Here is a 16,425-nt window from a genome sequence, read left to right as displayed (position 1 = left end):
CGCCCCTCCGTTCTGCCCCTGGCCGGGAAAACGGCCCTACTCCCCCAGCACCGACTGAATCACCGGATCCTCCAGATCCCACCCTCCGCCGATAATTGCCGCCAGCTGCACAGTGGCGGCCAGCCGCTGGGCATGGATATCCACCGCCACCCGACGAGCAGCCAGGGTGATGTTCTGCGCCGTTACCACTTCCAGGAAAGACACCTGTCCGGCCCGGTAACGGTTGTTCGCCACCCGCTCGTTCTCCTCCGCCAGCTGCAACAACGCCGCCTGCTGTTCGGCCTTCTCGCCGAGGATCTGCAGGGTCGCCAGCACATCTTCCAACTCCCGCAGGCTGTCGATCACCGTCTGCCGATAGAAGGCAGCCTGCTCTTCGTGCCGGGCCACGGCCAGTTCCAGGGCAGCGCTGCGCTGGCCACCGTCCAGCAGGGCCTGGGCCAGGCTCGGGCCCAGTGACCACACCCGCGCCGGGGCATCGAACAGGCCACTGAAACTTCCGCTCTGCACGCCACCCCAGAGATCCAGAGTGACATCCGGCAACCAGGCGGTGCGGGCCACGCCGATGCGTGCGTTGGCGGCGGCCACCTGGCGCTCTGCCGCCACCACATCAGGGCGCCGGGCGATGAGCGTGGCCGGCAGACTGCGCGGCAGCGTCGGCACGGCAGGCAGTGTGCCCTGCTCGGCCAGGCTCAGCTGTACCGGTGCCACGCCGAGCAGTGCCGCCAGGGCATTCTGTTCCCGGGCCCGCGCTGCCTGCAGGTCATACAGGTCGGTGCGCAGGGACTGCAGCTGGGTTTCCGCCTGGATCACATCCGAACGGGCGACTATACCCGCCTGATACTGGTTGCGGGTCAGGCTGGCGGAGCGCTCGTAGCCGGCCAGGGTTTCGCGCAGTATCTCCTGCTGCCGGTCAAGCGCGCGCAGGTTGATATAGGACTCGGCTACCGCCACCTGGAGCGCCAGTCGCACGGCCGCCAGATCCGCGGCGCTGGCCTGCATGCCGGCCTGATCCGCCTCGATGGTGCGTCTTACCCGCCCCCACAGATCCGGCGCCCAACCGACCTGCAGCCGGGCATCGTACTGACTGGCAGTGGAGCGGTCGCTGCCGCCGCTGCGCGTGGCGCCCAGCCCCGCGCCCAGCTCGGGCACCCGCGCGCCCCGGCTCTGGCGCCACTGCGCTTCGGCGGCACGGTAGCGCGCTTCGGCCTGGGCCAGGGTCTGGTTTGCCTTCAGGCTCTGTTCGACCAGCTGGCTGAGTGCCTCGTCATCAAAAGCCGTCCACCAGCTGCCACTGGCCGCCCAGCTGTCCGCCGGCACCGGCTGCCAGCCGTCCTGGTAGCGAAGCTGGGTGGTATCTATGGTATCCGGCGGCACATGATCCGGCCCCAGGGTGCAGGCCGACAGCAGCAGGCAGGCGGAGAGTGACAGTGTGGAAATAGGGATCTTCATGGCGATGCATTCACAGGATCGGCCGGGGTATTCCGGCGGCGCAGCACCCGCTGACGCAGGCGCTCGAGATAGAGGTAGATCACCGGCGTGGTATACAGGGTCAGCAGCTGGCTGACCGCCAGACCGCCGATGATGGCGATGCCCAGGGGTCGGCGCATTTCGGCGCCTTCACCGAACCCGAGCACCAGCGGGACGGCGCCGAGCAACCCGGCCAGGTTGGTCATCAGAATGGGGCGCAGGCGCAGCAGTGCGGCCTGACGGATGGCCGCCTGCGGGGACAGACCGTCCCGGCGCTGCCCCACCAGGGCAAAGTCGATCATCATGATCGCGTTCTTCATCACCACGCCGATCAGCAGAAAGAGTCCGAGCAGCGCGATCAGACTGAAGTTGGTTCCGCTCAGTTGCAGTGCCAGCAGCGCACCGACCCCGGCCGAGGGCAGCGTGGAGAGAATGGTCAGCGGGTGCAGGGTGCTTTCATAGAGCACACCCAGCACCAGGTACACCGCCAGCACCACCCACAGCAGCAGCCAGGGCTGATTGAGGTTGACGCTGAAATCCGGGCGGCCGGCGGACGCGGGCACCGTATGCACCGAGGCCGGCAGCATGATCTCGGCGAGCATCCGCTCGATGGCCCGCTCCGCCTCATAGGCAGTCACCCCCGGAGCCAGAGCATAGCCGACGCCGACCGAGGCGAACTGGCCGTCGTGCCGTACCCGGTCACTGGCCATGCCGTAGCCCCAGCTGGCGAAGGTCGACAGCGGAACCCGGCTACCCTCGGCGGTGACTACCTCGACCTGCTCCAGCACGGCCGGATCACTGGTGAATCGCGGGTCCAGCTCCATGACTACCCGATACTGGTTCAGCTCGTCGTAGAGGGTAGCGACCTGGCGCTGGGAGAAGGAGTTGTTCAGCACCGAGGCAATGGTGGCCATGTCCACGCCCAGACGCCGAGCAGCCTCCCGATCGATATCCAGTACCACCTGGCGGGTTTCCTCACCGCCGGCCGCGTCCACATCCACCAGTTCCGGCATTGCCTGCATGGCTTCCGACACCCGTCGTGACCACAGCTTGAGTGCATCCAGCGAGTCCGAGCGCAGCACCACCTCATGCTCGCTGCGACGGAAGGGTGAACCCAGGTAGATATCCTGATCGACCATGAGGAACATCATCGCCCCCGGGATCTGCGGGGTACCGTTGCGCAGGCGTTCGATCACCTGCTGGGCCGATACGCCGCGCTCCTCCAGCGGCTTGAGATTGATCGACAGCTGGGCGTTGGTGGTGCCACCGGCGCCGCCGCTGGTGCCGGTCAGATCCTGTACCGCCGGGTCGGCCAGGATGTGCTGGCGAAAAGCATCTATCTTCGGCTGCATGACCTGGAAGGAGAAGCCGTCATCCCCGCGCACGAACCCGCGAATCTGCCCGGTGTCCTGCTGTGGCAGGGTTTCCTTGGTGATGTTCACGTACAGCCAGGCGTTGCCGGCAACCACCGCCGCCAGCGCCAGCAACACCAGCACGCCGTGGCGCAGACTCCAGTCCAGGCTGCTGCGATAGCCATCCTGCAGGCCGTCGAACAGGCTGGCGGTATAGCGGGCCAGACGACCCGGCGACTGCTCCTGCCGCCCCTTGAGCCAGAGCGCGCAGAGGCTCGGGGTCACCGTCAGGGAGACCAGCAGGGAGATCAGCATGGCCGCCGCCAGGGTGATGGAGAACTCCCGGAACAGACGTTCCACCACCCCGCCCATGAACAGGATGGACACGAACACTACAACCAGCGCCAGGTTCATTGCCAGCAGGGTAAATCCCACCTCGCCGGCTCCCCGAAGGGCGGCACGCAGCGGCGGCAGACCGCCTTCGATATGCCGCTCGACGTTCTCCAGCACCACTATGGCATCGTCCACCACCAGCCCGGCGGCAACTATCAGCGCCATCAGCGACAGGTTGTTCAGCGAGAAGCCGTACAGGTACATCACCACGAAGCTGCCGACCAGGGATACCGGCAGGGCCACTGACGGAATCAGGGCGGTGCGCGCACTGCCGAGGAACAGCCAGACCACCAGTACCACCAGCAGCGAGGCCAGCATCAGGGTGAACTGCGCCTCGTTGAGGGTCGCACGGATCACCGGCGAGCGATCCATGACCACCGCCAGCTCGCTGTCAGCCGGCATCAGGGCCTGCAGGTGCGGCAACTGCGCATGGATGGCATCTATGGTGCGAACAATATTGGCCCCGCTCTGGCGGCTGATCATCAGGATTACCGCCGGATCGTGGTTGTGAAAGCCGCTGGTGTAACGGTTTTCCACCGAGTCGGTCACGGTGGCCAGGTCACCCAGACGGACCACGGCGCCATCGCGGTGACGGATGACCAGATTGCGGTATTCCTCGGCGGTGCGCAGCGAATCGCTGATGCCCAGCCGCCAGCGATGGGCCTGCTCCTCGACGAATCCCAACGGATACAGGGCGGTGCTCTGGGTGATGGCGTTGCGGACTTCATCCAGCGCGATGCCGTTGTGCAGCAGCGCCCCGGGATCCAGCTGCACCCGCACCGCCGGCAGCGAGGCCCCGGAGACACTGACCTCCCCTACCCCGGCAATCTGCGCCAGCTTCTGCGCCAGGATGGTGGAGGCCGCATCATAGAGGGCACTGGAGGCGAGATTGGGCGAGCTCAGCGCCAGCGCCATGATCGGCGCCTGGGACGGGTTGACCTTGCGGTACTGGGGGTTGCCGGGCATGCCCGCAGGCAGCTCGCCGCGCACCGAGTTGATGGCCGCCTGCACCTCCCTGGCCGCCTCGTCGATGTCCCTGTCCAGCTCGAACTGCAGCATGATCTGGGTACTGCCCTGATTGCTGCTGGAGGTGATGGCCACCACGCCTGATATGGCACCCAGGGCCCGCTCCAGGGGTGTGGCCACGGTGGCGGCCATGCTTTCCGGGCTCGCGCCCGGCAGGCTGGCATTGACCGTGATCACTGGAAAATCCACCTCGGGCAAGGGCGCCACCGGCAGCAACCGCCAGCACAGCAGCCCGCAGGCCAGCAGCGCCAGGGCCAGCAGACAGCTGGCCACAGGTCGACTGACGAACAGGCTGGCCGGGTTCATCCGACCTGCACCCGCACGTCCGGCGCCAGCCCGGGACGCCGACTGAAGCGGTCGAACAGCAGATAGACCACGGGCGTGGTGAACAGCGTAAGCACCTGACTTACCAGCAATCCGCCCACCATCACCAGACCCAGCGGCTGGCGCAGCTCGGCCCCTGAACCGCTGGCCAGCATCAGTGGCAGCGCGCCGAACAGAGCCGCCAGGGTGGTCATCAGGATGGGGCGGAAACGCAGCATGGCGGCGCGGTGGATGGCGTCACGGGGCGCCATGCCCTGGACCCGCTGGGCCTCCAGGGCGAAGTCGACCATCATGATGCCGTTCTTCTTCACCAGCCCGATCAGCAGCACCACCCCGACCACGGCAATCATGTCCAGCGCCCGGCCGGTGAGCAGCAGGGCCAGCAGCGCGCCAACGGTGGCCGAGGGCAAGGTAGACAGAATGGTCAGCGGGTGAATGGTGCTCTCGTAGAGCACCCCCAGCACTATGTACATGGTCAGGATCGCCGCCAGGATCAGCCACAGGCTGTTGGCCAGTGACGCCTGGAAGGCCTGCGCCGCGCCCTGGAAGCGGATCTCGATATCCTCCGGCAGCTGCAGCTGCTGCCGAACCTGCTCGATGGCGTCCACCGCCTGCCCCAGGGAGGCGCCCGCAGCGAGGTTGAAGGACACGGTGGCGACCGGGAACTGCCCCTGGTGATTGACCATCAGCGGCGTCGCCCGCTGATGCAGGCGGGCGAGACTGGCCAGGGGTATCTGACCACCGGGCGCAGGCACATGGATACTGCGCAGGGCGTCTGGTCCGGCAGCCAGCGCCGGGTCCATCTCCAGTACCACCCGGTACTGGTTGGACTGGGTGAACAGGGTCGAGATCTGGCGCTGGCCGAAGGCGTTCTGCAGCACCTGGGCAACGGTGGACACGCTCACACCCAGCCGCGCCGCTGCGTCCCGGTCGATCTCCAGATACAGCTCCTGACCACGGTGCTGCAGATCCGCCGCCACGTCGGTCAGCTCCGGCAGCTCGCGCAACTGCTCGATCACCCTGGGCACCCATTCCCCCAGGGTCTCGCTGTCCAGACTGGTGAGGGTGAATTGGTACTGGGTACGGGCCACCCGGTCCTCGATACTGAGTTCCTGCACCGGCTGGAACCAGGCCTGGATGCCCTCGACCTCGGTGGCCCGGTCCCGCAGCCGGTCTATCACGGTGAACACCGACTCGCTGCGCTCGCTGTGCGGCGGCAGGTTGATGAACATGCGGCCGCTGTTGAGACTGGGATTGGTGCCGTCTACCCCGATGAAGGATGACAGGCTGACCACAGCCTCATCGGCCAGCAGCGCCTCGGCCAGCAACTGCTGCCGCTCGCCCATGGCGGCAAAGGAAATATCCTGGGGCGCCTCGGTGACCACCTGGATCACGCCGCTGTCCTGAGCGGGAAAGAAGCCCTTGGGAACCAGGACATAGAGCAGCACCGTCAGTCCTATGGTGGCCAGCATCACCAGCAGCATCAGCGGTTGACGGTCCAGCGCCCAGTCGAGCATCCGGCCGTAACGGCGGATCACCCGCCCCATGAAGCCGGCCCCGTGCTCCTCTGCATCCGCTGTCGAGGTCGAGGTCGAGGTCAGCATGCGCGCGCACATCATCGGCGTCAGGGTCAGGGATACCACCAGAGAAATGGCGATGGCCACCGCAAGGGTGACGGCGAACTCGTGGAACAGTCGACCGACCAGATCGCCCATGAACAGCAGGGGAATCAATACCGCGATCAGGGACAGTGTCAGGGAAATGAGCGTGAAACCGATCTGCGCCGCCCCCCTCAGCGCCGCCTGCAACGGCGAGGCGCCCTGCTCGCGGTGCCTGGCGATGTTCTCCAGCATGACGATGGCATCGTCCACGACGAACCCCGTGGCGATGGTCAGGGCCATCAGGGTCAGGTTGTTGATCGAATAACCCATCAGGTACATGAAGCCGAAGGTACCCACCAGCGACAGGGGCACGGCGATGCCGGGGATGATGGTCGCCGGTACGCTGCGCAGAAACACGAAGGTCACCAGCACCACCAGGCCGATGGCAAACAGCAGCTCATGCTGGACATCCCGCACCGAGGCGCGGATGCTCTGGGTGCGGTCGGTCAGCACCATGACATCCACCGCCGCCGGCAGGGTCGCAGTCAGCTGCGGCAGCAGCGCCTGCACCCGATCGGCGACCTCGATGACATTGGCCCCGGGCTGACGCTGCACGTTGAGCAGCACCGCCGGGTGGGTATCGGCCCAGGCTGCGAGGAAGCGGTCCTCGGCACCATCGATGATCTGTGCCACATCGCCCAGGCGCAGCGCCGCGCCCTCCTCCCAGGCCAGAATCAGGTTGCGGTAGTCATCCACCGAGCGGATCTGGTCGTTGGCATCCAGCATGGTGGTGCGGTGCGGGCCGTCGAAGCTGCCCTTGGGCTGGTTGACGTTGGTCGCGGCAATCGCCGCCCGCACATCTTCCAGGCTCATGCCCCGGGCCGCCAGCGCTCCGGGATTGACCTGCACCCGCAATGCCGGGCGCTGGCCGCCGGCCAGGCTGACCATGCCGACACCGGACAACTGGGCCAGCTTCTGCGCCATGCGGGTATCCACCAGGTCGTGAACCACCGGCAGTGGCAGCGTATCCGAGGTGATCGCCAGCGTCAGTATGGGGGCGTCGGCCGGGTTCACCTTGCGGTAGATCGGCGGGGCCGGCAGATCATTGGGCAGCAGGCTGTCGGCTGTGTTGATCGCCGCCTGCACCTCCTGCTCGGCCACGCCCAGATCCACCTCCAGGGCAAACTGCAGGGTGATCACCGAGGCTCCGGCGGAGCTGGTGGAGGACATCTGCTTGAGCCCGGGTATCTGCCCCAGATGCCGTTCCAGAGGCGCGGTAATGGTGCGCGATGTGACCTTGGGCCCGGCCCCGGGCTGGAAGGTGAATACCTGAATGATGGGATAGTCCACCTGGGGCAATGCCGCCACCGGCAGCAGCCGCCAGGCGATCAGCCCGGTGATCAGAAAGGCCAGCATCAGCAGCGAGGTGGCTACCGGCCGGAGGATGAAGGGGCGGGACAGGCTGTTCATGCCGGCATGCTGTCAGCAGGGTCGAAGTTCATCACTCTCCGTCCCGCTCGCTGATGACCACTTCGCGCCCATCGCGCAGGCGGTCCAGCCCCTCCAGTACCACCAGATCCCCCTCGTCCAGCCCCTCGACCACGGCTACCCGGCCGTCGGCACTGGCCCCGAGGGTGATGACCCGGGAATAGGCACGGTTCTCCTCCGGGTTGACCAGATACACATAGGTGCCGCGTGAGCCGAACTGCACCGCATCCGAGGGGATGGTGATCACCGAGCTGAGGGTCTGCAGCTTGAGGCTGACATTGACGAACTGGTTGGGGAACAGCGCAGTATCCTCGTTGGCGAACACCGCCTTGGCTCTGAGGGTACCCGTGCCCAGATCGATCTGGCTGTCGAGGGTCTGCAGGCGGCCGCTGGCCAGCAGATTGCGGCCATCACGGTCCAGGGCCTGCACTGCCAGCTCGCCGTCAGCTGCCATCGCCCGACGCAGGGCCGGGACATCCGGCTCCGGGACGCTGAACTCCACAGCGATGGGGCGCATCTGGGTGATGGTCACCAGCCCCTCGGTATCACCACTGCTGACCTGATTGCCGGGATCGATGCGTCGCAGACCCAGGCGGCCGGCAATGGGGGCCACGATGCGGGTCCAGGACAACTGCAGCCGCGCATCCTCGACCTGAGCGGTATTGGCCTTGAGACTGCCCTGCAGCTCCTCAACCAGCGCGCGCTGACTGGTCAGCTGCTGCCGGGCGATGGAGTCCTGTTCCCAGAGCCCCTCGTAGAGCTCCAGATCGGCCCGGGCGTTGGCCAGCTGAGCCTGAATCTGCTGGGCCTGCCCTTCGGCCTGGGCCAGGCGGGCCCGGTAGGGGGCCGGGTCGATTTCCGCCAGCAGCGCGCCCTGCTCCACCTCGCTGCCTTCGTTGAAGTGCACCCGCAGCAGCTCACCATCGACCCTGCTGCGCACTACCACAGAGTGCAGCGGAGTGACTGTCCCGATGGCCTTGATCTGCACATCGAGACTGCCGCGCGCAGCCGGCACCACATGTACCGGGGTGGCCTGGTTCCAGGCGCCCCGCTGAAAAGCCGGCGCAGAGGGCGGCGTACGTGACAGCAGATACCAGATTCCGCCGAGAAACAGAATGAGCAGAAGGATACCGATCAGGCGTTTGTGGCGGACAGACAAGGACGGAGCATCGGTCATGGAAACATGCAAACCCGTAAGTTGGGGGCCAGAGCACATCATGGCCCAATAGCAGCAGCGGAAACAGTAATTGATCGGCCAGCGGCGTGCAAAGGATTCCGTTTACAGGAAGTATCCTTAAGCCCTTGTTTCATGACAGAAAACACACCGGGTCCGGGGGGTTGCCGGCAGCTGAGCGACTTGGCACGGATTTACAGGCAAGCAGCTTGAACAAAAAAGCCGCATATCCATCGCTGGACATGCGGCTTTCCTGGGAACCGCCCCGTTCAAGGCGGCTGCGCCGGGTTCAGTAGCGCTCTACGTCGGCGTCCTTTTCCAGCGCTTCACGCAGCGCGGCGAAGTCCTGCTCACCGGCCTGGCCGGCGATGTAGTAGCCGTACATCGGTTCCTGCGCCTGGGCGGCAGCCTCCTCGGGGATGGATACGCCGCGCAATTCCACTATCCACTGGCTGCCGTCCGGCTGACGGAAATGCCCGTAGACCGGGGCGCCGTCCGGGCGCGGCATGGTGAACACCTGGCGCAGCAGCGCCTGGGGCACGTCCCGATCATTGCGACCGACCGCTTCGTGCAGGTTCCACTCGGAACCCAGCTGTTCGGCCAGGGCCTCGGCCGTCAGATCACCGGAGCGCAGACCATCGACCAGCTCGCCGGCACGCTGCTCCGCCTGTTCCACCGCCAGCTGGTACTGGAGGCGATCGGCGATCTCGCTGCGTACTTCATCCAGCGAACGCTGCTCGGAAGCGATGTACTCCTTGACCCGTACCACGGCCACGGTATCGGCATCCAGCTCGATCAGCTGGCTGTTGCGCCGGTCCAGCAGCACTTCCTCGCTGAAGGCCGCCGCCATCACCCGCGGGTTGGCTGTGATGCCCTCGCCACCGCTGCGCTCAAGCGGGCCATGGGTCTCCAGCTCGACGTTCAGCGCACGGGCCGGCTCGCTCAGGTCAGGGGATTCATAGGCAAGATTGGCCAGCTCCTGGGAGGCTTCGACGAAGCGCCGTGCCACCTGCTCGCTTTTGAGCTCCTGCTCCAGGGTCGGCCGCATCTCCTCCAGAGTCGGCACGTCGGCGGACTGCAGCTTGGTCAGCTTGATAAGGTGATAACCGAATTCACTGAGTACCGGCTCGGACACCTGATTCTCGGCCAGGGCATAGAGGGCATCCTCGAAGGCCGGATCGAAGCTGTCACGCTCGACGTAACCCAGATCGCCACCACGGTTGCGGGTACCGGGATCCTGGGAGAACTCCCGGGCCAGCTCGGCAAAATCCTCACCCGCATCAATGCGCGCCTTGACCGCCTCGGCCTGTTCGCGGGCGGCCGCCTCATCACCATCCACCTGGAACAGGATGTGGCTGGCCCGACGCTGCTCGGCCAGATTGCCGATCTCGCGCTGGTACATGGCTTCCAGAGCCGACTCGTCCACTTCAACCTCGTCGAAGAAGTCGCTGCGCGACAGGGTCAGTGTCTCCAGCACGACTTGCTCGGGACTCATGAAGTCAGACAGATTATCGTTGTAGAACTGCTCGATGCGTTCGTCGCTGACGCTCACTGCGTCGCGATCCAGCTCCATCCGCACCACGGCAAAATCACGGCTCTGGTTCTCCAGCAGTGCCAGCTGCTCGCGCTCCCTGGGCGTGGCAAAGGCAGTAGCCTGGAAGCCGTTGCGCAGCTGGGCCAGCATCAGCTCCTGACGCACCAGCTCACGGAAGGCCATGCGCGAACTCATGCCCATGTTGCGGATGACCACATCGAAGCGGTTGGCGTCGAACTGGCCATTGACCTGGAAGTCCGGCGTGTTGAGCAGCATCTGGTCGATCATCTGCTCGGAGACGCGCAGATCGGCATCCCGGGCAGCGTCCAGCAGTACGGCCCGATCGATCAGCCCCTGCAATACGGAGCGGCGCAACACCTGCTCGTCGATCATGTCGGGATCGAACTGCTCACCCAACTGCTGCAGCTGCTGGCTCAGCTGACGACGCTGCTGGGACACGGCCTGCTCCAGCTCGGCGGTGCTGATGACGGTACCATTGACTTCTGCAGCTTTCTGCTCGTTGCTGGTGAAGCGGCTGATCGACTCCCAGCCTGTCATCGCGAAAACCAGAACAATGACGCCGACGATCACTTTCGCGACCCAGCTCTGCGCCTTGTCCCTCATATTCTGAAGCATCGTGCCCCCAAAATTCTTCTGGTCGGTTACCCGGCGTGCCGGACAACGCGGCAGGTCATGCCCTGCCTGTTTATTCTGTGCAATAAAAAAGGCGCACCTGATGATGCGCCTTTCGGGAACTGACTGAACCTCTGTGTCTGTAATGCTGACCAGGAGTCCGTTGCATACCGCACATGGTGCCGGGTGCGGTTATGTCCTGTCAGTTACGTGACGCTATCAGTTGACAGCGTCCTTCAGTGCCTTGCCAGCCTTGAAGCCCGGAATCTTGGCGGCGCTGATCTCGATCGGCTCACCAGTTTGCGGGTTGCGACCGGTACGAGCAGCACGCTCTTTGACGGCGAAGGTACCAAAACCAACCAGAACAACCGAATCACCTGCTTTCAGAGCACCGGTAATGGACTCGATGACGGCGTCCAGAGCACGACCGGCAGCAGCTTTGGGAAGATCGGCAGATGCAGCGATGGCATCAATCAGTTCAGACTTGTTCACTCTAAGTCCCCTTATATCTCTCAATGAGTTAGTTAGTCGTTATGTAAGCTTGTGGTTCTAGCAACGCTGTAGCCAGTCAGCATACCTGCTTTGGTCGAAGCACGCTTTATAACAAGCGCTTAAAAACCATGTCAAGGAATGCTTGCGGTAACGGTAGCGTGGCGCTGGGCCGGGGTTTACCGCCCCGCACCCGTTGGCGGCCAGCTTACCATCAATGCGTACTGATGCGCCCTTTTACATCAGTTTTGTGAGGCTCTTCCTTGGCTATCATTTTCTGTCCTTCCTCCTGCAAGGGCTTCGGCATGTATTGCAACGCAACTTGCAGCACCTCGTCAATCCATTTTGCCGGGATGATCTCGATATCCTCCTTGATATTGTCGGGAATCTCCTTCAGGTCTTTCAGGTTGTCATGGGGAATGATGACGGTCCTGATTCCACCGCGATGTGCCGCCAGCAGTTTTTCCTTGAGCCCGCCAATGGGCAGCACCTGACCGCGCAGGGTGATCTCACCGGTCATGGCCACATCGGCGCGTACCGGAATCCTGGTCAGTGCCGACACCAGCGCGGTGCACATGCCGATACCGGCGCTGGGGCCGTCCTTGGGCGTGGCCCCTTCGGGCACGTGAATATGCACGTCGTGCTGCTCGTGGAAGTCGCTGGGCAGACCCAGACTGGCAGCGCGGCTGCGCACCACGGTCATGGCCGCACTGATCGACTCCTGCATCACATCGCCCAGTGACCCGGTCTTGATCTGGCGGCCCTTGCCGGGCATCACCGCCGCTTCCAGGCTCAGCAGTTCACCCCCGACCTGGGTCCAGGCCAGGCCGGTAACCTGACCGATCTGATCACTTTCCTCGGCCAGCCCGTACTTGAACTTGTGTACACCCAGGTGCTTCTCCAGCAGCTCGCTGTCCACCAACACCTTCGGATGACTGCGCTGACCGGCGTGCTCACGCACCACCTTGCGGCACACCTTGGCAATCTGACGCTCCAGGCCTCGCACGCCGGCTTCCCGGGTGTAGTAGCGAATCAGGTCACGCAGGGACTCCTCGGTGAAGGCCAGCTCGTCCTTCTTCAGCCCATTGTTCTTCAGCTGCTTGGGCACCAGGTACCGCTGGGCGATATTGATCTTCTCGGCTTCGGTATAGCCGGGGATGCGGATAACCTCCATGCGGTCCAGCAGCGGGCCCGGTATGTTCATCGAGTTTGCGGTGCAGACGAACATCACCTCGGACAGGTCGTAATCGACCTCCAGATAGTGGTCGCTGAAGGCGTGGTTCTGTTCCGGGTCCAGCACCTCGAGCAACGCCGAAGCCGGATCGCCCCGCATGTCCTGGGCCATCTTGTCGATCTCGTCGAGCAGGAACAGCGGGTTCTTCACCCCGACCTTGCTCAGCTTCTGGACCAGTTTCCCGGGCATCGAACCGATGTAGGTACGACGGTGACCGCGGATCTCCGCTTCGTCACGCACGCCACCCAGGGCCATGCGCACGAACTTGCGGTTGGTGGCACGGGCCAGGGACTCGCCGAGGGAGGTCTTGCCCACACCGGGCGGGCCGACCAGGCAGAGCACCGGGCCTTTCAGCTTGCGTACCCGCTTCTGGACCGCCAGATACTCGACAATGCGCTCCTTGACCTCATCCAGCCCGTAGTGGTCGCTGTCCAGCACCTTCTGGGCGTGATCCAGGTCATGCCGCACCTTGGTGGTCTTCTTCCAGGGCACATTGGCCAGCCATTCGATATAGGAGCGCACCACGGTCGCTTCGGCGGACATCGGCGACATCATCTTGAGCTTGTTCAGCTCGGCCTTGGCCTTCTCCAGAGCCTCCGCGCTCATGCCCGCCGACTCGATGCGCTTCTGCAGCTCATCCAGCTCGCTGGAGCCGTCGTCGGACGCCCCCATCTCCTTCTGGATGGCCTTCATCTGCTCATTCAGATAGTACTCGCGCTGACTGCGCTCCATCTGCTTCTTGACCCGGCCGCGGATACGCTTTTCCACCTGCAGCAGGTCGATCTCGGTATCCAGCACACCCAGTACATGCTCGACCCTGTCGCGCACCGAGGCGATTTCCAGGATCTGCTGCTTCTGCTCGACCTTGAGGTTCAGGTGGGCAGTCATGGTGTCAACCAGACGTCGCACGTCCTCTATACCGGACAGGGAGCTGACCGCCTCCGGCGGTACCTTCTTGCCCAGATTGACGAACTGCTCGAACTGGCTCATCAGGGTGCGCGCCAGTACCTCGGCCTCTCGCTCCTCCGGCAGCGGCTCCTCGACCAGCTGGACGCGGGCCTGCTGATAACCGTCAACTTCCTCCAGCTGCTCGACCTGGGCGCGCTGTTCACCCTCCACCAGCACCTTGACGGTACCGTCCGGCAACTTGAGCAGCTGCAGTATGGTGGCCAGGGTGCCTACGCGGTACAGGTCCTCTGCCTCGGGGTCATCGACGGCGGGGTTGCGCTGGGTCATCAGCAGAACCTGCTTGTCGCCCTGCATGGCGGCTTCCAGTGCCTCGATCGATTTGCTGCGACCAACGAACAAGGGAATGACCATGTGGGGGAATACCACCACATCACGCAGTGGCAGTAGCGGAAAAACGCTGGAACTCGTCATGGCTTGTGCTCGCTCGCTGTGGGGTACAGACACTGGCTGCACCCGGAATTGATATCTTTCATGGGTTCAAGATGAGGGCGCCACCGGAAAATTACAAGGCATGAGTGGGCATAAAGCATTCCGCATGCCTTCGCCGGGTAACGGATGGTCTTCGGGCTTCGGGGCGGTGGCACAAGGGGGAAAAATCAGATGGGTACTGCGGACGGTCGATGCGCCGCCGGAGCGGCGGCGCATCGGGTAGTGCTCAGTCTTCCGGCATGGCCTTGGGCGGCTGCTCGGCGCTCTCGTAGATCAGCAGCGGCTTGGCGTTGCCACTGATTACGTTCTCGTCGATGACCACCTTGCTGACGTTCTCGATCGAGGGGATCTCGTACATGGTATCCAGCAGTACGTTCTCCAGGATCGAGCGCAGGCCGCGGGCGCCGGTCTTGCGCTTGAGCGCGCGCTGGGCAATGGCCTTCAGCGCGTCGGTGCGGAATTCCAGCTCGACCCCTTCCATCTCGAACAGGCGACCATACTGCTTGGTCAGCGAGTTCTTCGGCTCGGTGAGGATCTGGATCAGCGCCTCCTCGTCCAGCTCGGACAGGGTAGCGATGACCGGCAGACGACCCACGAACTCGGGGATCAGACCGAAACGCACCAGGTCCTCGGGTTCGACCTGCATCAGGGTATCGCCTACCCGCTTGCCATCGTCCTTGCTGCGCACGCTGGCATTGAAGCCGATACCGCTCTTCTCGGAACGGTCACGGATGACCTTCTCCAGACCAGCGAAGGCGCCGCCGCAGATGAACAGGATGTTGCGCGTATCCACCTGCAGGAACTCCTGCTGGGGATGCTTGCGCCCACCCTGGGGCGGAACCGAGGCAACAGTGCCCTCGATCAGCTTCAGCAACGCCTGCTGCACGCCCTCGCCTGATACGTCGCGGGTAATGGACGGGTTGTCCGACTTGCGGGAGATCTTGTCGATCTCGTCAATGTAGACGATACCCATCTGGGCCTTCTCCACATCGTAATCGCACTTCTGCAGCAGCTTCTGGATGATGTTCTCGACATCCTCACCCACGTAACCGGCCTCGGTCAGCGTGGTCGCGTCGGCAATGGTGAAGGGCACATTGAGCAGACGAGCCAGGGTTTCCGCCAGCAGGGTCTTGCCGGAACCGGTGGGACCGATGACCAGGATATTGCTCTTGCCCAGCTCCACGTCATCCTTTCCATCGCGCTGGTTGAGGCGCTTGTAGTGGTTGTAGACCGCTACCGACAGCACTTTCTTGGCCTGTTGCTGGCCAATCACGTACTGGTCGAGGATGCCGCAGATTTCCATGGGCGACGGCAGCTTGTGCTCACCGGTATCGCTCTGGCTTTCCTGCACTTCCTCACGAATGATGTCGTTACACAGATCGACACACTCGTCACAAATGAATACGGAAGGGCCGGCAATCAGCTTGCGCACTTCATGCTGGCTCTTGCCGCAGAAGGAGCAATACAGCAGCTTGCCGTTGTCATCACCCTTGCCAGTCATATCTGTCATCTAAAACCCCTGCTTACGGAACGCTCTTGCAACCTAAGATGAGGGCAACCCCTGCTCTTTGCAAGTGTAACCTGCCGACCTCACCCACCGGCGGGGCCAGGCTGACTGGATAGTTGTCGGCCCCGTTCTGCCGGGGCCGGTTGAAGCAATTGTTTACTCGGCGCTGGGACGGCGCTCCAGCACCTGGTCGATCAGGCCGTATTCAGCGGCCTCGGCGGCGCTCATGAAGCGGTCACGATCGGTATCCCGGGCAATCACGTCCAGCGGCTGGCCGGTGTGATGCGCGAGGATCTTGTTCAGGCGCTCGCGAATATACAGGATCTCGCGGGCATGGATCTCGATGTCCGACGCCTGACCCTGGAATCCGCCCAGCGGCTGGTGGATCATCACCCGCGAATGTGGCAGCGCGAAGCGTTTGCCCTCGGCACCGCCGGCCAGCAGGAAGGCGCCCATGCTGCAGGCCTGACCGATGCACAGGGTGCTGACGTTCGGCTTGATGAACTGCATGGTGTCGTAGATCGCCATGCCCGCCGTCACCGACCCGCCCGGTGAGTTGATGTACAGGTGGATGTCCTTGTCCGGGTTCTCCGACTCCAGGAACAGCAGCTGCGCCACAACCAGGTTGGCCATGTAGTCCTCGACCTGACCCACCAGGAAGATGACCCGCTCCTTGAGCAGACGCGAGTAGATATCGTAGGAACGCTCACCCCGGGCCGATTGCTCGACGACCATGGGGACCAGACCGCCAGCGGCCTTAATTTCCGGCGGAAGACCGGTATAGCTGTTATGAATCATGCTCTGC

9 protein-coding genes are annotated in these 16,425 nt (G+C 63.9%); all 9 read right to left on the bottom strand.

All coding sequences use genetic code 11. The features are described from left to right. Positions 1-36: 36 nt before the first annotated feature. Complete coding sequence (locus VF673_RS09875; RefSeq protein WP_440291812.1) at positions 37-1,449, bottom strand: efflux transporter outer membrane subunit; 1,413 nt, start codon at positions 1,447-1,449, stop codon at positions 37-39. Continuing rightward, positions 1,446-4,544 (bottom strand): efflux RND transporter permease subunit, encoded by a 3,099-nt coding sequence (locus VF673_RS09870; RefSeq protein ID WP_440291811.1) that lies wholly within the window; start codon positions 4,542-4,544, stop codon positions 1,446-1,448. The genes VF673_RS09875 and VF673_RS09870 overlap by 4 nt, the downstream gene beginning before the upstream one ends. Beyond that, positions 4,541-7,633 (bottom strand): multidrug efflux RND transporter permease subunit, encoded by a 3,093-nt coding sequence (locus VF673_RS09865; RefSeq protein ID WP_440291810.1) that lies wholly within the window; start codon positions 7,631-7,633, stop codon positions 4,541-4,543. The genes VF673_RS09870 and VF673_RS09865 overlap by 4 nt, the downstream gene beginning before the upstream one ends. 31 nt (positions 7,634-7,664) lie before the next feature. Beyond that, complete coding sequence (locus tag VF673_RS09860; protein WP_440291809.1) at positions 7,665-8,828, bottom strand: efflux RND transporter periplasmic adaptor subunit; 1,164 nt, start codon at positions 8,826-8,828, stop codon at positions 7,665-7,667. Positions 8,829-9,114: 286 nt separating this feature from the next. After that, complete coding sequence (locus VF673_RS09855) at positions 9,115-10,995, bottom strand: SurA N-terminal domain-containing protein (RefSeq protein WP_440291808.1); 1,881 nt, start codon at positions 10,993-10,995, stop codon at positions 9,115-9,117. A 216-nt stretch (positions 10,996-11,211) separates the two neighbouring features. Further along, positions 11,212-11,484, bottom strand: coding sequence for an HU family DNA-binding protein (locus VF673_RS09850; protein ID WP_090537044.1), 273 nt, complete (start codon positions 11,482-11,484; stop codon positions 11,212-11,214). A gap of 211 nt (positions 11,485-11,695) precedes the next feature. Next, on the bottom strand, positions 11,696-14,095 hold the full coding sequence (lon, locus tag VF673_RS09845; protein ID WP_440291807.1) for an endopeptidase La: 2,400 nt from the start codon (positions 14,093-14,095) through the stop codon (positions 11,696-11,698). A 244-nt stretch (positions 14,096-14,339) separates the two neighbouring features. Then, positions 14,340-15,623, bottom strand: a complete 1,284-nt coding sequence (gene clpX, locus VF673_RS09840; protein ID WP_273126239.1) for an ATP-dependent Clp protease ATP-binding subunit ClpX — start codon at positions 15,621-15,623, stop codon at positions 14,340-14,342. Positions 15,624-15,776: 153 nt separating this feature from the next. Beyond that, entirely contained in the window at positions 15,777-16,418 is a 642-nt protein-coding gene (clpP, locus tag VF673_RS09835; RefSeq protein ID WP_440291806.1) for an ATP-dependent Clp endopeptidase proteolytic subunit ClpP, read from the bottom strand. Positions 16,419-16,425: the final 7 nt, after the last annotated feature.

The sequence above is a fragment of the Halopseudomonas sp. Lyrl_26 genome (assembly GCF_051948695.1).
Lineage (GTDB): Bacteria > Pseudomonadota > Gammaproteobacteria > Pseudomonadales > Pseudomonadaceae > Halopseudomonas > Halopseudomonas formosensis.
The sequence above is the reverse complement of the archived record's forward strand: the minus strand, read 5'-3'. Positions and strand labels throughout refer to the sequence as shown.